General features: G+C 63.1%; 23 protein-coding genes and 1 pseudogene. 17 read left to right on the top strand and 7 right to left on the bottom strand.

All coding sequences use genetic code 11. The annotated features are described in order from the left end of the window. Nucleotides 1–63: 63 nt before the first annotated feature. Nucleotides 64–231 carry a hypothetical protein gene (locus AC56QQ_RS06135; protein ID WP_489858093.1) on the bottom strand — a complete coding sequence of 56 codons (168 nt, stop codon included), beginning with the start codon at nt 229–231 and terminating at the stop codon, nt 64–66. Nucleotides 232–272: 41 nt separating this feature from the next. Next, the gene (locus tag AC56QQ_RS06140) at nt 273–605 is read right to left on the bottom strand and encodes a hypothetical protein (protein ID WP_497125927.1); all 333 of its coding nucleotides are present in this window, start codon (nt 603–605) and stop codon (nt 273–275) included. A gap of 351 nt (nt 606–956) precedes the next feature. On the opposite strand from AC56QQ_RS06140, the gene AC56QQ_RS06145 reads away from it, so the two are divergent. Further along, complete coding sequence (locus tag AC56QQ_RS06145; RefSeq protein WP_269907639.1) at nt 957–1,418, top strand: L,D-transpeptidase; 462 nt, start codon at nt 957–959, stop codon at nt 1,416–1,418. 201 nt (nt 1,419–1,619) lie between these two features. On the opposite strand, the gene AC56QQ_RS06150 is transcribed toward AC56QQ_RS06145, so the two are convergent. Both AC56QQ_RS06150 and AC56QQ_RS06155 read right to left on the bottom strand, forming a co-directional pair. Next, complete coding sequence (locus AC56QQ_RS06150; protein ID WP_497125928.1) at nt 1,620–4,703, bottom strand: efflux RND transporter permease subunit; 3,084 nt, start codon at nt 4,701–4,703, stop codon at nt 1,620–1,622. Then, the gene (locus AC56QQ_RS06155) at nt 4,700–6,019 is read right to left on the bottom strand and encodes an efflux RND transporter periplasmic adaptor subunit (RefSeq protein WP_497125929.1); all 1,320 of its coding nucleotides are present in this window, start codon (nt 6,017–6,019) and stop codon (nt 4,700–4,702) included. Before AC56QQ_RS06155 ends, AC56QQ_RS06150 begins: the two co-directional genes overlap by 4 nt. Before the next feature lie 145 nt (nt 6,020–6,164). On the opposite strand from AC56QQ_RS06155, the gene AC56QQ_RS06160 reads away from it, so the two are divergent. The 6 genes and pseudogenes from AC56QQ_RS06160 (at nt 6,165) to AC56QQ_RS06185 (ending at nt 12,325) form a co-directional block, all read left to right on the top strand. Then, nucleotides 6,165–6,719 carry a TetR/AcrR family transcriptional regulator gene (locus tag AC56QQ_RS06160; protein ID WP_497125930.1) on the top strand — a complete coding sequence of 185 codons (555 nt, stop codon included), beginning with the start codon at nt 6,165–6,167 and terminating at the stop codon, nt 6,717–6,719. Between the two features lie 400 nt (nt 6,720–7,119). Then, entirely contained in the window at nt 7,120–8,448 is a 1,329-nt protein-coding gene (locus tag AC56QQ_RS06165) for an NAD(P)H-dependent oxidoreductase (RefSeq protein ID WP_497125931.1), read from the top strand. Between the two features lie 2 nt (nt 8,449–8,450). After that, complete coding sequence (locus AC56QQ_RS06170) at nt 8,451–9,479, top strand: thiamine pyrophosphate-dependent dehydrogenase E1 component subunit alpha (RefSeq protein ID WP_489858086.1); 1,029 nt, start codon at nt 8,451–8,453, stop codon at nt 9,477–9,479. Continuing rightward, nucleotides 9,479–10,477, top strand: a complete 999-nt coding sequence (locus tag AC56QQ_RS06175) for an alpha-ketoacid dehydrogenase subunit beta (protein ID WP_497125932.1) — start codon at nt 9,479–9,481, stop codon at nt 10,475–10,477. Before AC56QQ_RS06170 ends, AC56QQ_RS06175 begins: the two co-directional genes overlap by 1 nt. Before the next feature lie 3 nt (nt 10,478–10,480). Then, nucleotides 10,481–11,841, top strand: a pseudogene (locus tag AC56QQ_RS06180) (pyruvate dehydrogenase complex dihydrolipoamide acetyltransferase). A gap of 115 nt (nt 11,842–11,956) precedes the next feature. Beyond that, nucleotides 11,957–12,325 carry a hypothetical protein gene (locus tag AC56QQ_RS06185; protein ID WP_497125933.1) on the top strand — a complete coding sequence of 123 codons (369 nt, stop codon included), beginning with the start codon at nt 11,957–11,959 and terminating at the stop codon, nt 12,323–12,325. 15 nt (nt 12,326–12,340) lie between these two features. Here AC56QQ_RS06185 and AC56QQ_RS06190 read toward each other — a convergent pair whose 3' ends face one another. Next, a complete protein-coding gene (locus tag AC56QQ_RS06190; RefSeq protein ID WP_497125934.1) occupies nt 12,341–13,312 on the bottom strand; it encodes a sugar-binding transcriptional regulator in 972 nt (323 codons plus the stop codon). A 262-nt stretch (nt 13,313–13,574) separates the two neighbouring features. Between AC56QQ_RS06190 and AC56QQ_RS06195 the strand changes: the two genes are divergently transcribed. The 6 genes from AC56QQ_RS06195 (at nt 13,575) to AC56QQ_RS06220 (ending at nt 20,587) form a co-directional block, all read left to right on the top strand. Beyond that, the gene (locus tag AC56QQ_RS06195) at nt 13,575–14,561 is read left to right on the top strand and encodes an ABC transporter substrate-binding protein (protein ID WP_497125935.1); all 987 of its coding nucleotides are present in this window, start codon (nt 13,575–13,577) and stop codon (nt 14,559–14,561) included. Nucleotides 14,562–14,656: 95 nt separating this feature from the next. Then, nucleotides 14,657–16,360: an ABC transporter permease gene (locus AC56QQ_RS06200; RefSeq protein ID WP_497125936.1), complete on the top strand. Its 1,704-nt coding sequence runs from the start codon at nt 14,657–14,659 to the stop codon at nt 16,358–16,360. Then, on the top strand, nt 16,348–17,427 hold the full coding sequence (locus AC56QQ_RS06205) for an ABC transporter ATP-binding protein (RefSeq protein ID WP_497125937.1): 1,080 nt from the start codon (nt 16,348–16,350) through the stop codon (nt 17,425–17,427). The genes AC56QQ_RS06200 and AC56QQ_RS06205 overlap by 13 nt, the downstream gene beginning before the upstream one ends. Then, nucleotides 17,427–18,590, top strand: coding sequence for an MBL fold metallo-hydrolase (locus AC56QQ_RS06210; RefSeq protein WP_497128891.1), 1,164 nt, complete (start codon nt 17,427–17,429; stop codon nt 18,588–18,590). Before AC56QQ_RS06205 ends, AC56QQ_RS06210 begins: the two co-directional genes overlap by 1 nt. Next, a complete protein-coding gene (locus AC56QQ_RS06215) occupies nt 18,590–19,333 on the top strand; it encodes a 5'/3'-nucleotidase SurE (RefSeq protein ID WP_497125938.1) in 744 nt (247 codons plus the stop codon). The genes AC56QQ_RS06210 and AC56QQ_RS06215 overlap by 1 nt, the downstream gene beginning before the upstream one ends. Nucleotides 19,334–19,438: 105 nt before the next feature. Beyond that, on the top strand, nt 19,439–20,587 hold the full coding sequence (locus tag AC56QQ_RS06220; RefSeq protein ID WP_497125939.1) for a DUF930 domain-containing protein: 1,149 nt from the start codon (nt 19,439–19,441) through the stop codon (nt 20,585–20,587). On the opposite strand, the gene AC56QQ_RS06225 is transcribed toward AC56QQ_RS06220, so the two are convergent. Both AC56QQ_RS06225 and AC56QQ_RS06230 read right to left on the bottom strand, forming a co-directional pair. Then, nucleotides 20,584–21,258, bottom strand: coding sequence for an HAD family hydrolase (locus AC56QQ_RS06225; protein WP_497125940.1), 675 nt, complete (start codon nt 21,256–21,258; stop codon nt 20,584–20,586). The two genes, AC56QQ_RS06220 and AC56QQ_RS06225, sit on opposite strands and share 4 nt — an antisense overlap. Nucleotides 21,259–21,352: 94 nt before the next feature. After that, entirely contained in the window at nt 21,353–21,994 is a 642-nt protein-coding gene (locus tag AC56QQ_RS06230) for a hypothetical protein (RefSeq protein ID WP_497125941.1), read from the bottom strand. A 194-nt stretch (nt 21,995–22,188) separates the two neighbouring features. Here AC56QQ_RS06230 and AC56QQ_RS06235 point away from each other — a divergent pair, with 194 nt between their 5' ends. The 4 genes from AC56QQ_RS06235 to AC56QQ_RS06250 all read left to right on the top strand — a co-directional run bounded on the left by AC56QQ_RS06235 (nt 22,189) and on the right by AC56QQ_RS06250 (nt 24,982). Further along, the gene (locus AC56QQ_RS06235; protein WP_497125942.1) at nt 22,189–22,626 is read left to right on the top strand and encodes a transcriptional regulator GutM; all 438 of its coding nucleotides are present in this window, start codon (nt 22,189–22,191) and stop codon (nt 22,624–22,626) included. 166 nt (nt 22,627–22,792) lie between these two features. Next, a complete protein-coding gene (gene srlA, locus AC56QQ_RS06240) occupies nt 22,793–23,554 on the top strand; it encodes a PTS glucitol/sorbitol transporter subunit IIC (RefSeq protein WP_091584736.1) in 762 nt (253 codons plus the stop codon). A 16-nt stretch (nt 23,555–23,570) separates the two neighbouring features. Next, the gene (gene srlE / locus AC56QQ_RS06245; RefSeq protein ID WP_497100365.1) at nt 23,571–24,575 is read left to right on the top strand and encodes a PTS glucitol/sorbitol transporter subunit IIB; all 1,005 of its coding nucleotides are present in this window, start codon (nt 23,571–23,573) and stop codon (nt 24,573–24,575) included. A 26-nt stretch (nt 24,576–24,601) separates the two neighbouring features. After that, nucleotides 24,602–24,982: a PTS glucitol/sorbitol transporter subunit IIA gene (locus tag AC56QQ_RS06250; RefSeq protein ID WP_489858073.1), complete on the top strand. Its 381-nt coding sequence runs from the start codon at nt 24,602–24,604 to the stop codon at nt 24,980–24,982. Nucleotides 24,983–24,985: the final 3 nt, after the last annotated feature.

The following is a 24,985-nucleotide window of genomic DNA, read 5'->3' on the forward strand; positions in this document are numbered from 1 at the left end:
GGCGCTCGCGCTATCTCCTTGGCTGAGCATCGGATTTTCCACTTGGCCCGATGCCGCCGGAGCTTAACGCACCACGAGAAGCGATGGCCCCATGGGCGTGTCGTTGCCCATGGTTAGTTCGCTGGCATGGGCGCGGTCCCTGAGGAGCACGGTGGCGAGGCCAGCAAAGCCGAGCAGGCCCTGCGCGTAAAGCAGTGCGGAAAGCACTGAAGCTGCGAATTTCGTTTTCATCGTGGCAATTCCCCAAAAAAATCAATGTGTTGCAGGTCGCTTCAGGAAACCTCCGAAGTGCCCGCGCCGCCGGTGGAGCCCCCCATCGCGGCGCGGGCACTCGGTCCTCTCGGCAGCAAGTAGCCGGAGGGGCCGCGCATTCTCATCAGCCGAAGGCCGACCCGCCAGAGGGCCTTGAGCCGGGTGATGCGCAGGCTGGAAACAATCCAGACCGTGACGAAAAACAGGATGGCGTGGAGGGTTGAAACTTCGCTCGAGGTCATCGCCGCGAGCTTGCCAGTCGGGCTGCCGGCGATCGTGCCGACGCCGCCGATGGCTGCTGCCGTGATGCTGATCCTGAGAAACCAGGACTGCGTGTTCGTTTTCGTTCCCATGGTCGTTGCCGTCTGCTTTCGTTACGTCAACCCTGACGGCGCGCTGTTTCCGGATCATGCCGCCTGAAGCCGCGCTTTGTTGCAGTTTGGTTTCGAAACTGATGGCGATTCTTTCGTATGCAGGAAATTCGCACTTTCGTTTAAGGGCAAGTCACTATGTTCCTGGCTAGGCTGCTCATTAGAGATGGTGTCCATTCTCTCTTTTCCACGCCGCGAACAGTTCCGTTTGTTAACCACGGGAAACATATTCGAAACACAAACGAGCATTTTGCGAAATCTGCCCGAAACATGACGCAGGGATAAGCGGCCATCGAATTGGAGCCGGCCAAGTCCGGCAGAGAGAGGGACATCATGCACACCGCCATTTCCGCCAAGCTCATCCACATCACCGCCGCCGCCCTGACGGGTGCTGCACTTCTGTTCGGCGCCGGCTCAGGCGCCGCCCACGCCGCCAACAAGATCGTGGCGCGCGTTTCGCTTTCACAGCAGATCATGGAAGTCTCGGTCGATGGCCGGCCGACCTTTGCGTGGAAGGTTTCCACGGGCGACAAGGCGCATGTGACGCCGACCGGCTCGTTCAAGCCGACGCGCATGCACGAGATGTGGTATTCGAAGAAGTACGACAACGCGCCGATGCCGCACTCGGTCTTCTTCAGCGGCGGCTATGCGGTGCATGCCACCTACGCGATCAAGCGTCTCGGCCAGCCGGCTTCGCATGGCTGCGTGCGGCTGCATCCCGACAACGCCGCCGATTTCTATCAGCTTGTCGAAACGTTCGGGCCGACCAACACCAGCATCGTCATCGTCAAGTAGCGGGCTGCGAAGGCCGGCTTACCGCCGTGCGCTTCTCACAGCTCCCGCCGGAAAGTGTCCTGCGGTATTGAGTACAGCTCAACCGGCGGTATCGAGCGCAGCCAAAAAAAGAGGCCGGAATTTTCCGGCCTCTTTTTTCTGTCGTCTGTCCTTGCGCAATTGCGGACGGAAAAACCGCTACACACTTTTCCTGAGATTGCCCTAGTTCGGCAGTGCCGGCATCAGCTTGGGATCCGGCTTCTCGGCCAGATGAGGCAGGTCCTTGCTGGCGATGAAAGTGTAGAACATGGGCACGACGAAGAGCGTGAAGACGGTGCCGACCAGGATGCCGGTGAAGATGACCAGGCCCATCGAATAGCGGGCCGCGGCACCCGCGCCACTGGAAACGATCAGCGGCACCACGCCAAGCGCCATCGCGGCCGTCGTCATCAGGATCGGCCGCAGTCGCACCTTGGCCGAGGCGATGATGGCGTCGCGCCGCCGCATGCCATGGATTTCGCGCTGCTGGTTGGCGAACTCGACCAGCAGGATGCCGTGCTTGGTGATCAGGCCGATCAGCGTGATCAGGCCAACCTGCGTGTAGATGTTGAGCGTGCCCAGACCCAGATTGAGCGGCACGATCGCACCGAAGATGGACAGCGGCACCGCCATCATGATGATCAGCGGGTCGCGGAAGCTTTCGAACTGCGCCGCCAGCACCAGATAGATGACGAGAACGGCGGCGGCAAAGGCGATCAGGATGGTGTTGCCCTGTTCCTTCTCCTGCCGGGACTGGCCCGAGTAGTCGATGAAGAAGGTGTCGGGCAGGCTCTCCTTGGCGATGTCCTCGAGGGCTTTCAATCCATCGCCGGTGGTGACACCGGGGAGCGGAAGCGCGGAAATCGTCGCCGAATTCAGCTGGTTGAACTGCTCGATCGCGGCCGGCGACGCATTGGTCGAAATCTTCACCACCGCCGACAGCGGCACCATCTCGCCTGTCACGCTGCGCACGAAGTATTGGCCCAGCTTTTCGGGATTGTCGCGGAACTCCTGCGGCACCTGCGGGATGATGTCGTAGCTGTTGGAGTCGCGGTCGAACTGCGCCACTTCGGCGCCGCCGACCAGCAAAGTCAGCGTCCGCCCGATATCGGCGATCGGCAGGTTCAGCGCCGCGGCGCGGTCCCGGTCGATAGTTACCGTCACCTGCGGCGCGTCATAGGCCATCGAATTCTGCACGACGATGAAGCGGCCGGAGGCTTGCGCCTTGTTCTTGATCTGCTCGGCCGCCTCGTAGACCTCGGAAGCATCGCCGGTCGAACGCACCACCATTGCGATGGGCAGGCCGCCACCGGAGCCCGGCAGCGTCGGCGGCGCAAAGACGAAGGCCTGGACTCCCGCCACCTTGGCGATACGAGCCGTTATGTCGGCCTGCAATTCCTTCGAACTGCGCTTGCGCTCAGCCCAGTCCTTGAAGGCAAAGCCAACGAAGGCGCTGTTTGTCTGACCACCGAAGGCGACGGCCGAGAACTGCGCCCGCGTCTCCGGAATGTCCTTCACCAGGCCAAGTATCTGGTTGACGTACGTCTCGGTGTAATCGGACGTCGCATAGCGCGGCGCTGTCACGATCGAGAGCAGAAAGCCCTGATCCTCTTCCGGCGCCAGCTCGGTCGAGGTCTTGGTGAACATGAAGCCGGTGACGCCGACAAGCGCAAGCACGATGATCAGGGTCAACGGACGATAGTTCAGCGAACCGGTTACGGCCCGCTCATAGACACGCTCGACCCGTGCGAAGGTGCCGTCGACAATGCGCTGGAAACGGCCGGGCGTGCCGGCCTTCAAGAGGCGTGCCGACATCATTGGGGTGATGGTGATGGCGATGACGCCCGACAGCACCACCGAGCCAGCGAGTGTAACCGCGAATTCGCGGAACAGCGCGCCGGTCAGGCCGCCGGTGAAGGCCAGGGGCGCGAACACGGCAGCCAGCGTCATCGTCATGGCGACGATGGCCGACGCGATTTCGCGCATGCCGCTGAATGCCGCCTGCATCGGCGACATGTGGTCTTCCTCCATGTGGCGATGGATGTTCTCCACCACCACGATGGCATCGTCGACGACAAGGCCGATCGCCAGCACCATGGCCAGCAGGGAGAGAAGGTTAATCGAATAACCCACCGCAAACAAAAGGAAGCAGACGCCGATCAGCGACAGCGGGATGGTGATGATCGGCATCATCACCGATCGGAAAGAGCCGAGGAAGAGCAGGATGACGACGACGACGATGGCAACCGCTTCGGCGATGGTCTTGAACACTTCTTCGATCGAGGCGCTGATCTGCCCGGTCGCATCGTAGACGACCTCGATCGTCATGCCTTTCGGCAGTGTCTCCTGAATTTGCGGCACGAGCTTGGTGAGTGCCGCCGCCGTGGTCAGCGGATTTGCCGCCGGGGTCGGGAAGATGGCGAGGAAGGTACCGGGCTTGCCGTTGAAGCTGACCCTGGTGTCGGTGTTCGCTGCGGCGAGTTCGACGCGAGCCACGTCGCGCAGGCGCACCACATTGCCGTCGGTCGAGCGCAGCGGCAGCTCGGCGAACGCCTCCGGCGTCTGCAGCGTCGAGCGGACGGTGACCGAGGAGACGACATATTCGTTCTGGGTGTTGCCGGGCGCGGAGAGGAAGTTGGAATTGTTGATCGCCGTCAGCACGTCCGATGCCGTCACGCCCCGCGCGGCAAGCTTGACCGGATCGATCCAGACACGCATCGAGTATTCCTGCGCGCCGAAGATCTGCACGTCGGCGACGCCTTCGACCGTCGACATGCGTGGCCTGATGACGCGTTCGATATACTCGGTCAGCTGCTCCTTCGTCATGTTCGGATTCTGCATCGAGATGTACATCATCGCGAATTGCTGGCCGGTGCCCTTGACGATGACCGGGTCCTTGGAGGCGTCCGGCAAGGTGCCGCGCACGCCCTGGACCTTGGACAGCACTTCGGTGAGCGCGACGTCCGGGTTAGAGCCGAGCTTCATCTGCACCGTCACGGTGCTGGAGGACGGTCGGCTCGACGAGGTGACGTAGTCGATGTTCTCGGTCGAGGCGACGGCGCGCGCGATCGGGGCGGAAATGAAGCCCTGGATCAGGTCGGCGCTGGCGCCCGGATAGGCCGTGGTGATGGTAATCGCCGTCTCGTCAACCTTCGGATACTGCCGGATCGACAGGTTGAAGATGCCCTGGAAACCCAGGAGCAGGATCATGCAGGCAAGGACCGTCGACAGGACAGGCCGGCGAATGAAGAGATCGGAAAAGCTCATTGCTGGTCGGCCTGCTTGTTCGCCGATTTGGTCGGGTCGATGGTGTTGTCGACGGCGACGGACATGCCGTTGAAGAGACGGTTCTGTCCGGCGGTGACGACCTCGTCGCCGGCCTTCAGCCCCTCGATGATCTCGACCATGCCTTCATTGCGGCGGCCAGGCTTGACGAACACCTGCGACAGCACCAGGGCAGGCTTGTCACCCTCCGCCGCCGGCTTGGCCGCATCTGCGGCCGCCTTGTCGGCGGGCTTGGTCGCGTCGGCTGCCGGTTTCATGGCGTCGGCCGGCTTGGTATCTGCTGGCTTGGTGTCCGCCGATTTGTCGGCTGCCGACGCGGCAGGCTTTTCTTCCGGCTTGGCTGTCTGCGCAGCCGGCGCCGCGGCTGGCTTTGCCGGCTGCACCACGAATATGTAGTCGCCATAGAGGCTCGTGGTCAGTGCCGTCTGCGGCAGCGTCAGCACGTTCTGCTCTTCGGGCAGCTCGACACGCACCTGCACGAACTGGCCAGGGGTCAGCTTGCCGTCGGGATTGGCGACTTCCGCCCTGACATTCACCAGCCGGCTGGTCGCGTCGATTTTCGGGTCGATGCCGCGAATGGCGCCGGCAAACGGCATATCCCCACCGCCGAGGCCCAATCGAACCGTCTGGCCGATCTTGAGCAGCGGCAGCTGTTGTTCGGGGACCGAGAAATCGACACGCATCGTGTCGAGATCCTGCAGCGTCACCACGGCGGTACCGGGCGCCAGATACTGGCCGATGTCGATTTTCGGAATGCCCACCGTGCCACCGAAAGGCGCCGTCAACTGCTTCTGTTCGAGCACCGCCTGCAGCTTGGTGACCTGAGACGCCGAGGCCGAGGCCGCCGCGCGCGCGGTGTCCAGCGTGCTGTCGGAACCGACGCCACGCTTGGTCAGTTCGATGGCGCGGGCCAGCGATGTCTGATCGAGCGCGGCCTGCGCCTTCTGCGCGTCGAGATCGGCACGCTCGACGGCGTCGTCAAGCTGCAGCAGGGTCGCGTTGGCCGCCACCTTCTGGTTGGCATGGAAAAGGATGTCCTTGACGATGCCGGTGGTCTCAACCGTCAGGTCGACACCGCGCACCGCCTTGACCGTACCGATCGCCTCGACGCCCGGCGTCCAGCTCGACGGCTTGGCGATCGTCGTCGACACGGTCGCCGCCGGCGGTTTCATCGAGGCGAAATACTGCTTGATGCCGTTGTCGCGCAGGAAGTTGAAGCCGACAATGCCTCCGACCACGACGATGAGCACGGCTAGGACCAGAACGATGAGAAAGATACGGAGTATGCGCTTAAACAAGGAATTCCCCTCGGTCGAAATCCGGCGCAAAGCGCGGATATCGGGACACATATCGACTGCGGGTCCCGATTTCAAATGACGGCGGTCTTACTGTACCGTCTGGACGGTCTTGTCAATTGGGCCTAAGCTTGCGATGGGAGGCGCCATGAGAGTCCGAAGATCGAATTCGCGCGAGAAAATTCTTGCCGCGGCGGCCGATGTTGCTCGGGAAACCGGGCCCGGCAGCCTGTCGCTGGATGCGGTCGCCAGCCGCGCCGGCGTATCGAAAGGCGGCCTCCTCTATAATTTCCCGACCAAGGCCAAATTGATGCAGGGGTTGGTCGAGGAGTATCTGCGCGAGTTCGAGCAGGCGCTCGAATCCGCCCGCACCAACGACAGGGGCGAAAACCCGCTCGCCGTCTATATCAGGCTGTCGGCCAATGACTGCGAGGAAACGCAACCGTCCGCATCCTGGATCTTTTCGGCTATCGCCGAGGATCCCGATTTCATGACACCGATAAAGACATTCAAGCGGCAGCTGTTCGAGCGGCTGAAGGGAGAGACGCCGGACCTCAAGTCGCTGCTGGTCTGCTATCTCGCCATCGAGGGCTTGCGCAGCATGAACCTCTTCGATTCGGATGTCCTGTCGAAAGACGAACGCCAGTTGCTCGTCTCGTCCTTGCTGGAAATCGCCGGCTCGATGTCGCCGGTGCTTCCCTGAAGCGCTCCTGACGGCCCATCGCCACCGGCTCTCGCCCGCCCCGCATTGCCGAGCCGCCTGCCCATGCCGTGATCTTCATCGACGTGGATGGCGTGGTCGTGCATTTCCACGATTTCCCAACCGGCGCCGCCTTTACGCATTGACAGTCCAGCGAACCGAGCCACGGCTGTCCTTGCCGGGAAGGGCGGCAACGCCTGACTTCATGTCGGCCGCGCGCTTTCCAGCGAACCGTTGGGCTGCGCGAGATCGGGCTCTCCCAGCCACTTTTTTTCGCACCCGGACCGGGCTGCTGGAAAGGGTCCTAACCGCATGCAAATTGGACATTAGTCTTGACAGAAATACAGATGTTCAATACCCGTCAAGCAATTGAACAGCCTGCAATGTGGGAGGAATGAGCGGTATGGCTTCCAATGTTTCGTTGACGGGCCTTGCCCGTGATCTCGAGGATCGCGCCAAGTCGGGCAAGCCCATCCGCATCGGCCTGATCGGCTCCGGCGAGATGGGGACCGATATCGTCACCCGCGTCGCCCATATGTCCGGCATCGAGATCGGCGCCATTTCCGAGCTGAACCTGCCCGCCGCCAGCAGGGCGGTGGATATCGCCTTCCAGGAAACCGGTCACGCGCGCGAGGTGTCGAACGCTTCGGCGATGACGGCGGCGATGGAGGCCGGCAAGATTGCGGTAACCAACGACGCCAGCCTGGTCATCAACAACGACCTCATCGATGTGGTGATCGATGCCACCGGCGTCCCTGCCGTCGGCGCCGAGATTGGCCTGCGCGCCATGGAGCATGGCAAGCATCTGGTGATGATGAATGTCGAGGCCGACGTCACCATCGGCGCCTATCTGAAGAGCGAAGCCGACCGGCTTGGCGTCACCTATTCGCTGGGTGCTGGCGACGAGCCGTCCTCCTGCATGGAACTGATCGAGTTCGTTTCGGCGATGGGCCATCCGATCGTCGCCGCCGGCAAGGGCAAGAACAATCCACTCAACATCGATGCCACGCCGCCCGACTATGAAGAGGAAGCGAAGCGGCGGCATATGAATGTGCGCATGCTGGTCGAATTCGTCGACGGGTCGAAGACCATGGTCGAGATGGCGGCGATCGCCAACGCCACCGGGCTGGTTCCCGACAAGGCCGGCATGCACGGACCGGCAGCGACGCTTGGCGAATTGTCCAAGGTCCTGGTGCCGCAGAAGGACGGCGGCGTGCTGTCGAGGGTCGGCGTCGTCGACTACTCGATCGGCAAGGGTGTGGCGCCCGGCGTGTTCGTCGTCGCCGACATGTCGCATCCGCGTATCTCGGAGCGCATGGAAGATCTGAAGATGGGCAAGGGCCCGTACTTCACCTTCCACCGTCCCTATCATCTGACCTCGCTCGAAGTGCCGCTGACCTGCGCCCGCGTCGTGCTCTACGGCAAGGCCGACATGGTGCCGCTGGCGAAGCCCGTGGCCGAAGTCTGCGCGGTGGCCAAGAAGGACATGAAGCCCGGCGAGAAGCTCGATGCGATCGGCGAATATTGCTACCGCGCCTGGATCATGACGGCGCCGGAGGCGCGTGCCGCCAAGGCCATTCCTTGCGGCCTGCTGCAAGGCGGCTCGGTGACCGCGTCGATCAAGAAGGGCGAGCTCATCACCTATGCGAACGCCGCCCCCGCGGCGGGCTCCAAGATCGCCGAACTGCGCGCCCGCCAGGACAAACTCGTCTACGGCACCGTGGGAGCGTGATCATGGCCGGAGCCAGCAAAGCCGTCGCGGACAGTCGTGCCAACCTGCCCTTTGTCTATCGCCAGTACAGCGCCGAGCAGCTCAAGCAGGTGCTCCACAAGATGTACCTCATCCGCCGCTTCGAAGAGGGCGCGGAGGAGTGCTACACGCGCGGCCTCATTCACGGCACCATGCATCTGTCGATCGGCCAGGAAGCCAGCGCGATGGGCATCTGCATGCCGCTTGCCGAGGATGACCAGATCACCTCGACGCATCGCGGCCACGGCCACTGCATCGCCAAGGGCGCCGAGGTCAAGCGCATGTTCGCCGAGTTCTTCGGCAAGACCACCGGCTATTGCAAGGGGCGCGGCGGATCGATGCACATTGCCGATGTCGCCAAGGGCAATCTCGGCGCCAATGGCATCGTTGCCGGCGGCATCCCGATCGCCGTCGGCGCGGGGCTGTCCTCCAAGATGATGAAGACCGGCAAGGTCGTGGTCTCCTTCTTCGGCGATGGTGCCAACAATGAAGGCGCCTTCCACGAGGCGTTGAACATGGCCGCGATCTGGAAGCTGCCGGTGATCTTCGTGTGCGAGAACAACGGCTACGGCATGTCGACATCGACGGCCCGTTCGACCGCCGTCAAGAACATAGCCGACCGCGCCGCCGCTTATTCGATGCCCGGCGTCATCGTCAACGGCAACATCTTCTCCGAAGTCGCCGAGGCATCGCACCAGGCTGTCGCCCGAGCCCGCGCGGGCGAGGGGCCGACGCTGATCGAATCCAAGACCTATCGCCATCGCGGTCATTCCAAGAGCGACCGCAATCGCTATCGCACCAAGGAAGAGATCGAGGACTGGATGTCGAACCGCGATCCGATCACCCTGTTCGAAAGCGAGCTGCGCGAATTCGGCTTCATCGACGACAAGGGCATCGAGGCCATTCGCGGCGCGGTGGCGCAGGAGATCGCCGACGGCATCGAGTTCGCCAAGGCGAGCCCGTCTCCGGATATCGGCACCATTCAGGATTATGTTTATACGGAGCAGGCTTGATGGACGCGATGGTGCGTGAACTGAGCTACGCCCAGGCGATCCAGGAAGCCATGGCGATCGCCATGGACATGGATGAACGCGTCTTCCTGATGGGCGAGGATATCGGCGTCTATGGCGGCGCCTTCCAGGTAACCGGCGACCTGGTCGAGCGTTACGGCACCGAGCGTGTGATCGACACGCCGATTTCGGAGCTGGGCGGCGCCGGCGTCGCGGTGGGTGCCGCCGTCACCGGCATGCGGCCGATCTTCGAGTTCCAGTTCTCCGATTTCGCCACGCTCGCCATGGAGCAGATCGTCAACCAGGCGGCGAAGATGCGTTTCATGCTGGGGGGCGAGGTTTCGGTTCCCGTGGTGATGCGGTTTCCCGCCGGCTCCGGCACCGGTGCGGCGGCCCAGCACAGCCAGAGCCTCGAGGCCTGGCTCGGCCATGTGCCCGGGCTCAAGGTCATCCAGCCAGCGACGCCCCATGATGCCAAGGGCATGCTTCTGGCGGCCGTTGCCGATCCTGACCCGGTGATGATCTTCGAGCACAAGCTGCTCTACAAGATGAAGGGCCCGGTGCCGGAAGGCTACTACACGGTGCCGATCGGCAAGGCCGACATCCGTCGCGAGGGCCGGGATCTCACCATCGTCGCCACCTCGATCATGGTGCACAAGGCGCTCGAAGCCGCTGCGGCTCTCGAGGCCGAAGGCATCGACATCGAAGTCGTCGATCTCAGGACCATCCGGCCGATGGACAAGCAGACCGTCATCGACAGCGTGAAGAAGACGTCGCGGCTGATGTGCGTCTACGAAGCGGTCAAGACGCTGGGCATTGGCGCCGAGGTCAGCGCCATGATCGCCGAGAGCGAGGCGTTCGATTACCTCGACGCGCCGATCGTGCGGCTGGGCGGCGCCGAGACGCCGATCCCCTACAATCCCGAACTGGAGAAGGCGACGGTGCCGCAGGTTCCCGACATCATTGCCGCCGCGCGCGACCTCGTGAAAGGGGTTCGCTGAGCGATGCCGACCGAAGTCATTCTTCCCAAGGTCGACATGGACATGGCGACCGGACAGATCTCGCGCTGGTTTGCCGAGGAAGGCGCCAGGGTCAAGAAGGGCGATGTGCTGTTCGAGATCGAGACCGACAAGGCGGCGATGGAGATCGACGCGCCGGCCAGTGGCGTCCTGCGCGATGTCACCGGCAAGGAGGGTGTCGACATTGCCGTTGGCGCGGCGGTGGCGTGGATTTATGCCGACGGCGAGGCTTATGGGACCAAGCAGGACGCGGCGCCGATCTCCCCCCTTGTGGGGGAGATGCCGGCGAAGCCGACAGAGGGGGGCGCTGTCCCGCCAACGTCGCACTCTGTCACGCCCCCCTCTGCCCTGCCGGGCATCTCCCCCACAGGGGGGAGATCGGCCAATCGCCGTCGGGTACACGTGCCACGCCTCTGGCCCGACGGCTGGCTCGGGAAGCAGGACTGACCCTTTCAGCCATATCGGGCACCGGCCCGCATGGCCGTGTGGTGAAGGCCGATGTCGACGCGGCGATTGCCGGCGGCGGTGCCAAGCCTGCCGCGAAGGCTGCGCCCGCGGGAGCGCCGGCCGCTGCTCCTGCCGCGCCAGTAAAGGCGATGTCGGACGATCAGGTGCTGAAACTGTTCGAGGAAGGCTCCTACGAACTCGTCCCGCATGACAATATGCGCAAGACCATCGCGCGGCGCCTGGTCGAGGCCAAGACCACCATCCCGCATTTCTACCTGACGCTCGACTGCGAACTCGATGCGCTGCTGGCACTGCGCACGCAGATCAATGCGGCGGCGCCGGTGAAGAAGACCGAAAAGGGCGATGTGCCGGCCTACAAGCTGTCGGTCAACGACATGGTCATCAAGGCGATGGCGATGGCGCTGAAGGCGGTGCCGGATGCCAATGCCTCGTGGACCGAAAGCGCCATGGTCAAGCACAAGCATGCCGATGTCGGCGTTGCGGTGTCGATCCCCGGCGGCCTGATCACCCCGATCATTCGGCATGCGGACGAAAAGACGCTATCCACCATCTCCAACGAGATGAAGGATCTGGCCAGCCGCGCCCGCAGCCGCAAGCTGAAGCCGGAAGAGTATCAGGGCGGCACCACGGCGGTGTCGAACCTCGGCATGTTCGGCATCAGGGACTTCGCCGCCGTCATCAATCCGCCGCACGCGACCATCCTGGCCGTTGGCGCCGGCGAGGAGCGGGCGGTGGTCAAGAACGGCGAGATCAAGATTGCCACCGTGATGTCGGTGACGCTGTCGACCGATCATCGTGCCGTCGACGGTGCGCTGGGTGCCGAACTGCTGGTCGCCTTCAAGCGGCTGATCGAGAACCCGATGGGCATCCTGGTGTAGGGCCTCCTGTCGCGAGCCGGCGCCAAATGATGCGCCGGCTTACAACAGAAACGACTTGTCAGGTGCGAACCCTTGACCCATCTTCCAGGTGGATTGCGATCCAGGGAGGCCAAACATGCCAGCATTCGACCCGTCCGACGTCAGAACATTGTTCAGCAAGGTCATGGGCGCGTCGCCGTCCGACATCAAGCTGGTGGCGCAGCGCCTGCACGATCACGCCTTCGAGCCGCGCATGTCGGCGGAGGAAACCAGGCAACTCGTCGTCGGCCTCGGCTATGACAGCCTGGATGCGTTCTGCGCCGATATCGGCCTGCCGGTGCATATCGCCGAGCGGTGGAGCCGTTTTGGCGTTTCCGGCGAGATGAAGCAGGTGTTCACGCTGCTGGCGGCCCAGCGCAAGCGGGTGGCCGAAGCGATCGCCGAGTTCGAATCCATGACCCATGTCGGCGTCGAGGATTTCTTGCGCGAGCGCGGCCTGATCTGACCACGCCGCCGAGTCTCAGCCAGCCTTGGCCAGCAGCGCCGTGGCCGTATCGCTGTCGGTGATCAGTACATTGGTGCTGACGGCTTTCAGCGCGGCGAGGATCGCCGCGACCTTGCGCTTGCCGCCTGCGGCCAGCACCACGTTCGGCACCTGGCCGACCACATCGAGATCGATGGCCATGACGCGTCCATTGACCTCGTGATCGACCAGCCTGCCGGCGGCGTCGACGAAATAGCACAGGATGTTGGCGACCGCGCCCTTTGCCTTCAGCGAGGGGATCAGCGATGACGGCACGATGCCGTGACGGAAGATGGTGGCATCGGGAGACATGTCGCCGACCGTCAGCAGCGCGATGTCGGCCGCAGCCGCTCGCTGGCGCACGTCCTGCAAGGTCGGCTGCGCCCAGAGGAGATCGCGAAGCGAGGGATTGTCGACCGTCACCGGCGCGGTGATCTGATAGCTGTCGACCTCGAAGACATCGGCGACCTTGGCGGCGACGATCGACGGATTGATCCATTGCGAATGCGGCAGGCTGCCGACCAGCGCCACCACTGAAGCGCGCTTCAGTTGCCGGCGGGCGAGGAAGCCGAGGCTGGCATGCAGCGTCGCGCCGCCGCCGATCGCCAGCGTCATGCCGTCCCGCATCTGCTCGCCGAGATAGGCCGCGACGGCATGGCCGATCGCCTTCTCCAGATGCTCGTGCGCCGAAGGCGTCGGGATGACGACGGCGGCGTTGAGATTCCAGCGCTTCTCCAATGCCCGTTCGAGCGAGACCTGCTCGGCGGTCGGCGCGTTGATCATGGTGACGACGATGCCCTCGGCGGCGCAGGCGGCCAATGTGCGCATGACTTTCACCCGGCTGACATCGAGCTTTTCGGCGATCTGCTCCTGCGTGAACCCTTCGACATAGTAGAGCCAGGCGGTCTTGACGTTGAGGTCCGACGACACCATCGGCAGGCGAGCCGGTCTGGGTTTTTCCGTGGGCATCGGTTCTCGTCCCTCATGAGCCATGGCCTGGCCGCATTCCCTCTTCGGAGAAACGCCGGCCGGATGTCAACTGATGCCGGATCACCGGCCCGTCGATTGTCGCACAATCCTGTTCATTTGTAATTGACAATGTACATATGAACATATTTTGTGGGTTTCACGCGCTGTGTCATCCACCAGTCATATGCGCCGTGCAGGGAGGAAGAGACGGGGAACTGGCCTGGGGCCGGACCGGTCGTGCACAGACAAGACAGGAGGTCTCATGAAGACGCTATTCATCAAGCTGCTGGCCAGCCAGATTGCGCTCGCGGCAACTTTGTTTGCCGGCTCGGCCGGCGCCGAAACACTGACGCTCTATACATCCCAGCCGGAAGCCGACGCGGCCAAGACCGTGGATGCCTTCAAGAAGGCGCAGCCCGGCATCGACGTGACCATCTATCGCTCCGGAACCAGCGACATCCTCACCAAGATGGCAGCCGAGTTCGCCGCCGGCAGCCCGCAGCCCGACGTGCTCTTGATCGCCGACGCGGTCAGCATGGAACTGCTGAAGAAGGACGACCGGCTGCTGCCTTATCCCGAGGCCAAGCTCGACGGCATCGAGGCGGATGCCTATGACGCCGACAAGACCTATTTCGGCAGCAAGCTGATCACCACCGGCATCGTCTACAACACCGCGGCGGCGCAAAAGCCGGAGCATTGGGCCGATCTCGCCAAGCCGGCCTATGCCGATGGCCTGGTCATGCCGAGCCCGCTCTATTCGGGCGCGGCCGCCTACCTGCTCTCGGGCTTCGTCGGTGACGCCAACTATGGCTGGGATTTCTTCCAGAAGCTGAAGACCAACAACACCGTCAGCGTGCGCGGCAATGGCGCCGTGCTGAAGTCTGTGGCATCAGGCGAGAAGCCCTATGGCATCCTGGTCGACTTCATGGCGATGAACGCCAAGAAGAAGGGCTCGCCGGTCGAATTCGTGTTCCCCAGCGAAGGCGTGCCGGCGGTGACCGAACCGGTCGCCATCATGAAGACGGCCAAGAATGTCGATGGCGCCAAGAAGTTTGTCGACTTCATTCTTTCGGACGAAGGCCAGAAGCTGGCGCTGTCCATGGGCTACCTGCCGGCGCGGGCCTCGGTTGGCCGCCCCGAATGGCTGCCAGAAGGCGTCAAGGTCAAGGTGATGCCGTTCGACACCAAGGCGATCGTCGCCGGGACCGACGCCGACAAGGCGAAATTCTCGGAGCTGTTCGGCGGTTGAGCCGGCAATCGCGGCGGGATGCTGTCTCACCAGCATCCCGGCCGCTTCGGGCGAAACTCGATCGCATCGGCGGATCGATCTCAGGAAAAGCAATCATGTCAACATCGATCAGGGAAAGTCGGGGCCAAGAGATGGCCCTGACGGCGGCCGTAGCCGTCGTCATCGTGCTGCTTTCCTTGCTGCCGATGCTGCGGCTCATCAAGGAGATCGTAGCGCCTGGCGGCACGCTGTCGACCGTGGCGATAAAAGCCGGGCTCGCCAGCCCGGCCACCTGGATCGCGACCTGGCACACGCTGGTGGTCGGCATCGGCGGCACCATCCTTGCGGTGCTGTCGGGGACGCTGGTGGCCGTCCTCATCACACTGACCGACATTCGCGGCCGCAGCGCGTTGGTGCTCTGCTACGTCATGCCGCTGATGATCGCGCCGCAGGTGACGGCGCTGGCCTGGCTGCAATTGTTCGGCCCGGCAAGCCCGTTCCTCAAGCTGTTCGGCGCAGCACCTCCACTAGGCACGAAGAACCCGCTCTATTCCACATCAGGCATCATCCTGCTGCTCGGCGTGCAGTATGGCCCGCTGGTCTTCCTGCTGGTGCGCGCCGGCCTGCGCAAGCTGCCGCGCGAACTGGTCGAGGCGGCGCGTGCCGGCGGCGCCGGCTGGTTCACCGTGCTGGTCACCATCGTGTTGCCGCTGATGACGCCGTCGATCATGGCGGCCGCCGCACTCGCCTTCGTGTCCTGCGTCGGCAATTTCGGCATTCCCGCTTTCCTCGGCATTCCCGCCAATTATCTCGTGCTTCCGACCTTGATCTACCAGCGGCTGGCAGGCGGTGGCCCCGCCGTGCTCGGCGAGGCGGCGTTCCTGTCGGTGCTGATCGGCGTCATCGCCATGGCCGGCATTTTCGCCCAGGAGGTCATGAGCCGCCGTCGCGACTATCGCATCAGCTCGACATCGCTGCCCGCCGATCCCTACGAACTCGGCCGCTGGCGGCCCGCGGTCCAGGCCGGTATGTGGCTGCTGATCGTCCTGGTGCTGTTCCTGCCGCTGTTCGGGCTCGTACTGACATCGCTGGTGCCGGGTTACGGCATTGCGCTCAACGCCAGGACGGCAACGCTCGACAATTATCGCTTCGTGCTGTTCGAGCATGACGCGGCCAGCCGCGCCTTCTTCAACAGTTTCTGGCTGTCGATCGCGGCCGCCTTCTTCGCGGTCCTGGTCGCCGTGCCGATCGGCTATCTGATCGCCTGGGGCAAGCAGCGCTGGGTGAGGCTGCTCAACCTGTCGGTCGAACTGCCCTACGCCTTGCCCGGCGTGGTGCTGGCGATCGCCTCGTTGCTGTTGTTCCTGCGGCCGATCCCGCTGACTGGCATCCAGCTCTACAACACCGTCTGGATCATTCTCTATGCCTACCTGGCCCGCTTCCTGGTGCTGGCGCTGCGGCCGACCATCAGCGGCTATCACCAGATCGACCGGGCGCTGGAGGAAGCAGCGCAGGTGGCGGGCGCCGGTCTGTTCACGCGCATGCGCACGATCATCTTTCCCCTGGTCGCACCGGCGGCGATCGCCGGCGGCCTGCTGATCTTCATGACGGCGCTCAGCGAGCTGACCGTTTCGGCGTTGTTGTGGTCCTCGGGTTCCGAGACGATCGGCGTCGTGATGTTTTCCTTCGAGCAGGGCGGCGATTCCAACTACGCGGCGGCGATGTCCGTCATCACCGTGGCGGTCACCTTCGTGCTGATGCTGGTGACCAATTTGCTTGCCCCTTATCTTCCGGCCGGAGTTCTGCCATGGCGCGATTGAGCCTGGACCATGTGACCAAGAGCTTCGCCGACTTCGATGCGGTGAAGGATGTGTCGATCGACGTCGCCGACGGCGAGTTCCTGGCGGTGCTTGGGCCCTCCGGTTGCGGCAAGACGACGTTGCTGCGGCTGATTGCCGGATTCGAGAAGGTGACATCAGGCGAGATACGCATCGGCAGCGAGACCGTGTCGGGCAAGGGCGGCAGTGTCGCGCCTGAAAAGCGGCGCGTCGGCATCGTTTTCCAGAACTATGCACTATGGCCGCACATGACGGTCGCCGAGAACATCGGCTATTCGCTGAAGGTGGCCAAGCTGGACAAGGCCGTCGCCCGCCAGAAGGTTGAAGACGCGCTCGCGCTGGTCAATCTGCAGGGGCTGGGTGACCGCAGGCCGGCCAATCTGTCCGGCGGCCAGCGCCAGCGCGTGGCGCTGGCGCGCTGCCTTGTCGCGGCACCCTCGCTGGTACTGTTCGACGAGCCACTGGCCAATCTGGACGTGCATCTGAGAGCCTCGATGGAAGACGAGTTCGCCGCCTTTCACAAGCGCACGGGAACGACCATCGTCTACATCACCCACGACCAGGCTGAAGCGATGGCGCTGGCCGACAGGATCGCGGTGATGGATGGCGGTCGCCTGGCGCAGTTGGCGACGCCGCGCGAGCTCTATCATGAGCCGGCAAATGAAATGGTGGCCTCCTTCATTTCGCAAGGCATTCTGCTCCCGGCCGATGTCTTGACGGGCGAAGACGGCGGCCATTGCAAGGTCAGGGTTCTCGGAACCGAGCTGGTGGTCCGCTGCCGCCCCGGCGAGCGGCCTCGGAGCGGTGCCAGGATCTGCTGCCGGTCCGCGGATCTCGATATGTCGCCCGACGGCCCCGGCTTCGACGGGCTGGTCAAGAGGGTGATCTACCAAGGCGGCGCGGCGCGCATCGAATTCGCACCTTTCGCCGCCCCCGACCTCACCTTGCATTTCGAACAGCCCGACCCGGTCGTGCTGGAGAGCGGAGCGCAGGCGCGCCTGCGGATACGATCCGGCTGGCTCATCCCGGCGGCGGGAGCGGCATCGTGATGATGCTCGATTTGCTTGGCGGCTTTGGTGAAAAGGGCCGCACCAGCCTCGCTATCAGCAGCGGCAGCGACCGCATCCTGCTCGACGCCGGCATCAAGGTGGGGGCCTCGGGGGCGGAATACTATCCGGCGCTGAATGGTTCGCTCGCCGACATTGACGCGCTCTTTGTCTCGCATGCTCATGAGGATCATGTCGGCGCGCTGAGCTGGCTGTTGTCTCGCGGATATGATGGACCGATCTTCATGACCGCCGAGACCTACGATGAGGCTCCGGCCACGCTTGCCGCCTATGCCGATCCCGGGGACCTCAGGAAGTTCCCCTTTCCGAGCGATCGCATCACGCTTTTCGAACCCGGCGACACGCTGAGGAGCGGGGGTCTCGCGATCAGGACGGGGCGGTCTGGGCATGTCGTGGGCGGCGTCTGGTTTGCCGTCGATGACGGGAAAAGCCGCGTTGCCTATTCGGCCGACGTCGTGCCGGACAGCAACGTGTTCGTCATGGACACGATTCCGCGCTGCGATCTGCTTGTACTCGATGCTTCCTACGGCGCCGATCCCGTACCTGGGGCGGCGCGGGCGCGAGAAATTTCGCGTTGGGTGGCGAGACATTCAAACGGATGCCTGTTGCCGACGCCGTTGTCGGGCCGGTCGCTGGAGCTGATCGCGGCCTTGCCGGGGCCGTTTGCCATCCATGCCGGCATGCGTTCATCGCTCGAAACGCAGATCGGCGCCACGACGGCCTTGTTGCCAGGTGTTTCCGAACTGCTGCGGCGCCGCTTGCTGGACGCGGCCGACTGGACCGATGCCGACCCGTTGCCGCCGATGCCGTTGCTGGCCGATGACGGCATGGGTGAGGCCGGCCCGTCATCGCGCCTTCTGCCGCGCGCCGACGAGGCCGGTTTTCCGGTGCTGCTCACCGGACATCTGCCAATGGGTTCCCCGGGTGATCTCTTGCACAAGGCCGGCCGGGCGGACTGGGTGCGCATGCCGACACATCCGACGCTGTCGGGCAATGTCGATATCTGGGAGAAAGCGGGGCGACCCGCAGCGCTCGGTCATTCCTGCGCGAGCGATCTTCTCGGTGACCTGCAAAACCACATTCCGTCGCTGCGCACGCAATGCCGTACCGGCCAGCGCATCATCGTGCCGCAAGGAAGCAAATAATGAGAATTCTGATCTGCAACGATGACGGCATCGACGCGCCGGGCCTTGCCCGGCTGGTCAACGCCGCCAGCGGTTTGAGCGACGATGTGTGGGTGGTCGCGCCCGACGGCAAGCGCACCGCCGCCGGCGCGTCGCTGACGATCGCCAGGCCGTTGACGATGCGGCACGTCAAGGTGAACTGGTATTCCTGTTCCGGCACGCCGGCCGATTGTGTGGTCAGCGCGATGACATGGCTGTTTGCTGACGCGCAGAAGCCGGACCTGGTGCTGTCGGGCGTCAATGACGGCCGCAATGTCGCCGAGGACCTTGCCTATTCCGGCACGCTGGGCATTGCCCGGGAAGCGACCTTCTGGGGCGTGCCGGCGATGGGTTTTTCGCGCGTGAAAAACCCGGATTTCACGGATGCCGACGACGCGTGGCTGGGCGCGCTGATCGCCTCATTATGGCAATCGCGCGCCGACTGGGCAACGGAAGGCCACTGGCTGAGTGTCAATCTACCGACCGCGTTGCCAGCCGAGATCCGGCAGCCGCGCATCGGCCGTGACAAAATCGGCCGCACGGCGGAGGTGGTGGAAAGCGACGGAGATCGCACGGTCATCACGGTTCCGCGCGGGCGGGCTCATGCCAGCCAGCCGGGCGACGAAAACGCGGTGATCGACGCCGGCTTCGCCAGCATCAACCGGCTGAACTGGTTTGGAGAAACGCGGCTGGACGAACGGTTTGTGGGCGAGATTCTGGGCTGACCTTCTGCGCGTAATCAGCCAGATCACCAAGCTGTCAGCGGTCAAATTGCGCCAATCCTATCCTTATGCTTGAAGCCGCCGCTATTTCATTCCACATCGGGCGCAATGAACGGCAAGATACGAGAGTGGTTTCGCAATTGGCGATGGGCCTTGGCCGCATCGCTGATCCTGCATGCCTTGATCGCAGCGTTCTTGTTCTTTGGCGTGCCGAGATCCGAGCAGCAGCCGGATCAACAGGAACAGCCCGTCAATGTCGCGATCGTGCCGCCGCCCGAGAAGCCCAAGCCGAAACCTGCTCCAAAGCCGCCGGAGCCGACACCTGAAAAGAAGGTTGAAAAGCCGCCCGAACAAAAGTCGCCTCCGAAGCCGCCGAAACCGTCAGACGACCAGGTTCTGAAGCGCGTTTTCCAGTACGGCCAGAAAGATACGGGGCCGGAGAAATCGCTCGACGGAAGCAGCGCTGAGCTCAACACGCCGTCACCGGCCAAAGATGAGGCGGCGAAGCCGCCTATGACACCGACACCCGCGCCGACCCAGCCCGCCCCGGCCGCAACGCCACAGCAGAAGGCAGAGCCCAGCAAGCCCGACGAGAAGCCGGCCACCATTGCGCCGGACGAAAAGCCCGCGCAAGGCGAGGAAAAGCAGGACGCCGCCGCGCCGGACGCCAAACCCGCGCAAAACGAGGAGAAGCAGGCGGTTGTGACGCCAAAGCCATTGGCGGCTGAGACCGGTGGTAAGCCGGCGCCTCCAGCCTCAACTGGAAAGGCAAAGCCCAAACCTGCCAAGACGTTGACGTTCAAACCCGCAAGAGCCTTCAAAGCACCGATCGGGAATGCTGGAAGGTCAAATCCCACCACCAACGACGTTGCAGGATCACCAATCTATTCCGGCCTTCCGGGTGTCAGAAAGCTTTACTCGCAGGGAGCGACCGGCAATGCCTTCGCCACAAGCTCCATGGAGAATGTGCCACGCGGTCAGCGCGTGGCCACCCTTTGCGGCAATGTTCTGAGCCAGGAACTGCAAAGTGCCGACTTTCCGGTCAAATGGGTGCCAACCATTACGCTGGACAAAGGCAATGTTCTCAATCCTGCTCAGGCGGCCTTCAGCACCAGAAACACCTGGTATAATCTAAACTTCCGATGTGAAGTCGACCCCGATGCGACGAGGGTCCTATCCTTCAACTTCCGTGTGGGGTCATTAGTCCCGCCTGGCGAATGGGCCAGCCGTGGATTCACTAAGTATCCGCTAAACTAGGCCGGCACGCCGATCCTGGCCAATTGCCGGCTAACTTCGTGCCAGTCGGCGCAGACGAAATCGGCACCGGCCGCTCTCAGTCGCGCTGCATGCTCGGCATAGGTATGCCCGCCACCGGTGTAGCCGATGGCCGTCATGCCGGCGGCAACCGCACCCTGGATGCCGAAGGGCGAATCCTCGATGACGATGCAGTCGGCGGGATTGGCGCCCATCTTGTCGGCGGCGAACAGGAAGATGTCGGGCGCGGGCTTGCCGTTCTTGACCATGGAGGAGCTGTAGATCGCGTCGCCGAAGAAGCGCGCCAGTCCGGTCACCGCAAGGCTGTGGTTTATGCGCTCGACGGAGGATGACGAGGCAACGCAGCGGTCGCCGGCAAGCGTCTCCAGAAACGCGGTGATCCCTGGCGTCGGCTTCAGTTCCTCCGAGAACAGGATCTTGGTCTCGGCCCAGATATCGCCGCCCGCCGCCGATGGAAACTGATGGCCGGTCAATTCCCTGATCCTGACGATGATGTCGGACTGTTTCATGCCGATGCACTGGGCGATGATGCCGCCATGGACGCCGGGCATGCCATGCTTTTCATAGACACGTTCATAGGCCCTGGCGGCCAAAGGCTCGCTGTCGACGAGAACGCCGTCGCAATCGAAAATGATAGGCCTTGATCGCGCCACGCGCATCTCCCCGGAGTCAATTTCGCACATCGCTATCGACAAAAAGTCAAATGTTCAATAGCGCGGTGTTTCGGTGGAGCGAGACCGGCGAGACTCAAAGCTGGCGCAGCGCATCGCTCGCGCGCGAGGATCCAAGCGCCCTTTGCATGGCTTGCCGGGACTGCGCCCGGTCCGGCGTGATCCAGTTTGGCTCCGCGCCAAGGAAGCGATCGAGGAAAGCCACCGCATAAGCCGGCATCTCGGTCACATTCTCACGATAGGACCACCAGGTGCGCAGGTCGTCGGCGCATTTGTCGATGCTCGGCGCGCTGCCGAATTCCTGCTCATAAATCGCCGAAATCACCGACACGCAGTAATTGGTATAGAGGAATCCTTCCGGCCAGAAGCGGACGATTTCCAGCGTTCCGGAATTCGAATCCGTTTCAATCAGCTGGGTAAGGCCGGAGACCTCCCTGGCCGGTGCCTGTCTTATCAGTTCGCGCAGCACTAGGCCGGCGGCAAAGACGATGAAGTCGGCGCGGTCGATCGCGGCGAAGCGTTTCTGCGCCTCCATGATCTCGACCCAGTCGAGAAAGGCCCTGGTGAGCTTGGCCTCATCGATTTCGAAGCGCACGCCGAACGTGTCGGACACCACTTTGGCGCTGCCGCGAAAGGTGGCGCGAAACCAGCGCAACTGCCGCAACCGGTGGCGAAGGTCGGGCATAAGGGCCAGTTCGTCCCTGAAGGGCAGATCCATGTTCCTCGTTTCCTGTTTCCCGGCAAGACTAGCACAACAGCGCCGCCGCCGAAATCGATCAGCGTCCCCTGTGGATGACGACAGCAACGTCAATATCATACATATTGACATTCTCGGAAACAAATGTTCTCACTTTGCTGTTGTCACGCGCCGGGCCAAGGTGCGGTGCGACGGAGGCTTCGGGAGGAAACCGAATGGCGATTTGGCAGTGGGGACTGCTTCTGCTTGTTATTGTCTGGGCGCTGCAATCGCTCGGCGTCTGGCTGCAGATGCGGCACTATTCGGATGTCTTCCGCGGTGTAACCGATCAGTACAAGGACGGCTTCGTCGGCGCCGGCAATTTTCGCGGTCGATTCGCCAAGGGAACCATCGCGCTGGTCGTGGTGACGCCTGACCTGATCGTGCGCCGCCTGATGGTGATGAGCGGCCGGTCCGTCTTCACCAAGTTCAAACAACATCAACAATTCGAGGGCGTTCCCCTCGATCGACTCCGGTCCAATCCTGCAATCATGGGAGAGGGGGAACCCGGTGTGGCCGAGGCCGTGAAGCGGGCGATCGAACAGATCGACAAAGCACGGTCGGAGCCGGGGAAGAGGCCGGGCCTGTCCGGCTTGAACGTAGCAAGGGCCTAGAGTCGGATGATTTCAGGTCGAATCGAGCTGAAATCTGAATCCGCCTCTAAATCAAAGGGTTAGAGCATGATGTCGCCCGAAAACCGCTTCACACTTTTCGGCATCATGCTCTAGAGGACGCCGTGCGCCGACTGGGATAACCGGCGGGACGGCATAAGGAGGAGAAATGTCTGTATTTTCGTTGTTGGCGCAGCATGCCGACATGGCCGTGCACAATCTGCATGTTGCAGGTACCATGGTCTCGGATGCCGCATTGCATGGCAAGCTCGCCGTCGAGCATGCCTCTGACCATCTCGTTGTCCTGGCGCAAGCGGACAGCGGGCCGATCACCGTCGATCAATTCAAGGAAAAGCTGAAAGAGGTCCAGCAGGAGGAGCAGCTCGGCTGGCTGACCGCCATCGGCAAATATTTCATCGGCATTTTCCAGAAGGGCGGCGAGGTTTTCGCCGGCTTTGTCACCGGCATCATTCCGACGCTGGTGGTGCTGATGACGGCCTTCTATGCCGTCACCGAACTGGTCGGTGAAGAGCGTGTCCACGGTCTGGCGCGTGGCGCCGGCCGGATCGCGCTGACGCGCTACACGCTGCTGCCGTTGTTGGCGGTGTTCTTCCTCACCAACCCGATGGCCTACACGTTTGGATCGTTCCTGGAAGAAAAGCACAAGCCGGCCTTCTATGACGCGGCCGTGTCCTACGTCCACCCCCCGCTCGGCCTGTTCCCGCACATCAATCCCGGCGAATACTTCGTCTGGGGCGGCATTCTGGTCGCTCTGCTGGAGCTGGAAAAGAAGGGTGCCGTCGTCGCCGGCTACCACGTCAAGGTGGCGATCTGGTACGCCATCGTCGGTCTCGTCGTCATCCTGCTCAAGGGCATGCTGACCGAGCGCATCACCGCCATCATGGCACGCCGCCAGGGCGTCGAGCTGTAAGGGCGGGGAGGACATCATGGCCAAGACATACAAAGCCGTCCGTATCTCCAGGGGCAACACAGGCTGGGGCGGTCCGCTCGTCATCGAGCCGACCGAACAGCGCAGCAAGGTCGTGTCCGTCACCGGTGGTGGCATTCACCCGGTGGCACAGCTCATCGCCGACATGACCGGCGCCGAAGCCGTCGACGGCTTCAGGGCGCCGCCGATCGAAAGCGAGATGGCGGTGGTCGTCGTCGACTGCGGCGGCACCGCACGATGCGGCGTCTATCCGCGCAAGCGTATCCCGACCGTCAATCTGACGCCGGTCGGACAGGCTGGGCCGCTCGCCCAGTTCATCACCGAGGACATCTACGTTTCGGGCGTGAAGCCGGCCAATGTCACAATGGCGGACGGATCCGAGGCGGTCACCACTGCGGGGGGAGCAGCATCGATGAGTTCAAGCAACAACAATGCGCCCGCGGCGCCACAGGCGCTGCCAAGCGAGGGCGGCGTGATCGGGCTGATCAGTTCGATCGGCCGCGTCATGGGTCGTGTCGTCGGCATCTTCTTCAATGCCGGCCGCCGCACCATCGACCAGGTCGTGCGCAACGTGCTGCCGTTCATGGCCTTCGTGACCATGCTCATCGGTCTGATCCTGTACACCGGCATCGGCGATGTGCTGGCGCAGCCGATGGGTCCGCTGGCCAACAACATCGTCGGCCTGCTGATCATCTCGGCCATCTGCGGCCTGCCGTTCCTGTCGCCCATATTGGGACCGGGCGCGGTCATCGCGCAGGTTATCGGCGTGGCCATCATCGGTCCGCAGATCGCCAATGGCACGATTTCGCCTGCGATGGCGCTGCCGGCGCTGTTTGCCTACAATACCCAGGTGGGCTGCGACTTCGTTCCTGTCGGCCTGGCGCTCGGTGAGGCCAAGCCGAAGACGATCGAGATCGGCGTTCCGGCGGTGCTCATCAGCCGCCAGATCATGGGGCCGATCTCGGTGCTGATCGCCTGGGTCGTCAGCCTGATCGTTTTCTAGAGAAAGCACGAAATGAGGTTCGCCATATGACGGTTCTATTGAGAACACGGGTCACTGCCATCGGGCCCGAAGTGGCGGACCTTGCCGAAGGGGGCGTGGTCATCCTGTTCGCGGATGGCTCGCCGCCGGAGCTTGCCGAGGTTTCCGTGCTCCACAAGACGGAGCACGGACCCAGTGACGGCGCGCCCGACAAGGGCGCGTCGATCACCCTTGGACCGGTTTCCGCAACCATCACAGCGGTCGGCTCCAGCGCCTGGAGCAAGGTGCTCGAAATGGGCCATGTCGTCATTTCGTTCAACGGCGCCACCGAGGCCGAGAGGCCGGGCGAGATCTGCGCATCGCAAGTCGACAGCCAAGCGCTCGTGGCCGCGCTGAAGACGGGTGCGATCATCACCATCGCCGCCTGACAG

The organism is Mesorhizobium sp. RCAM 05099 (assembly GCF_059683685.1).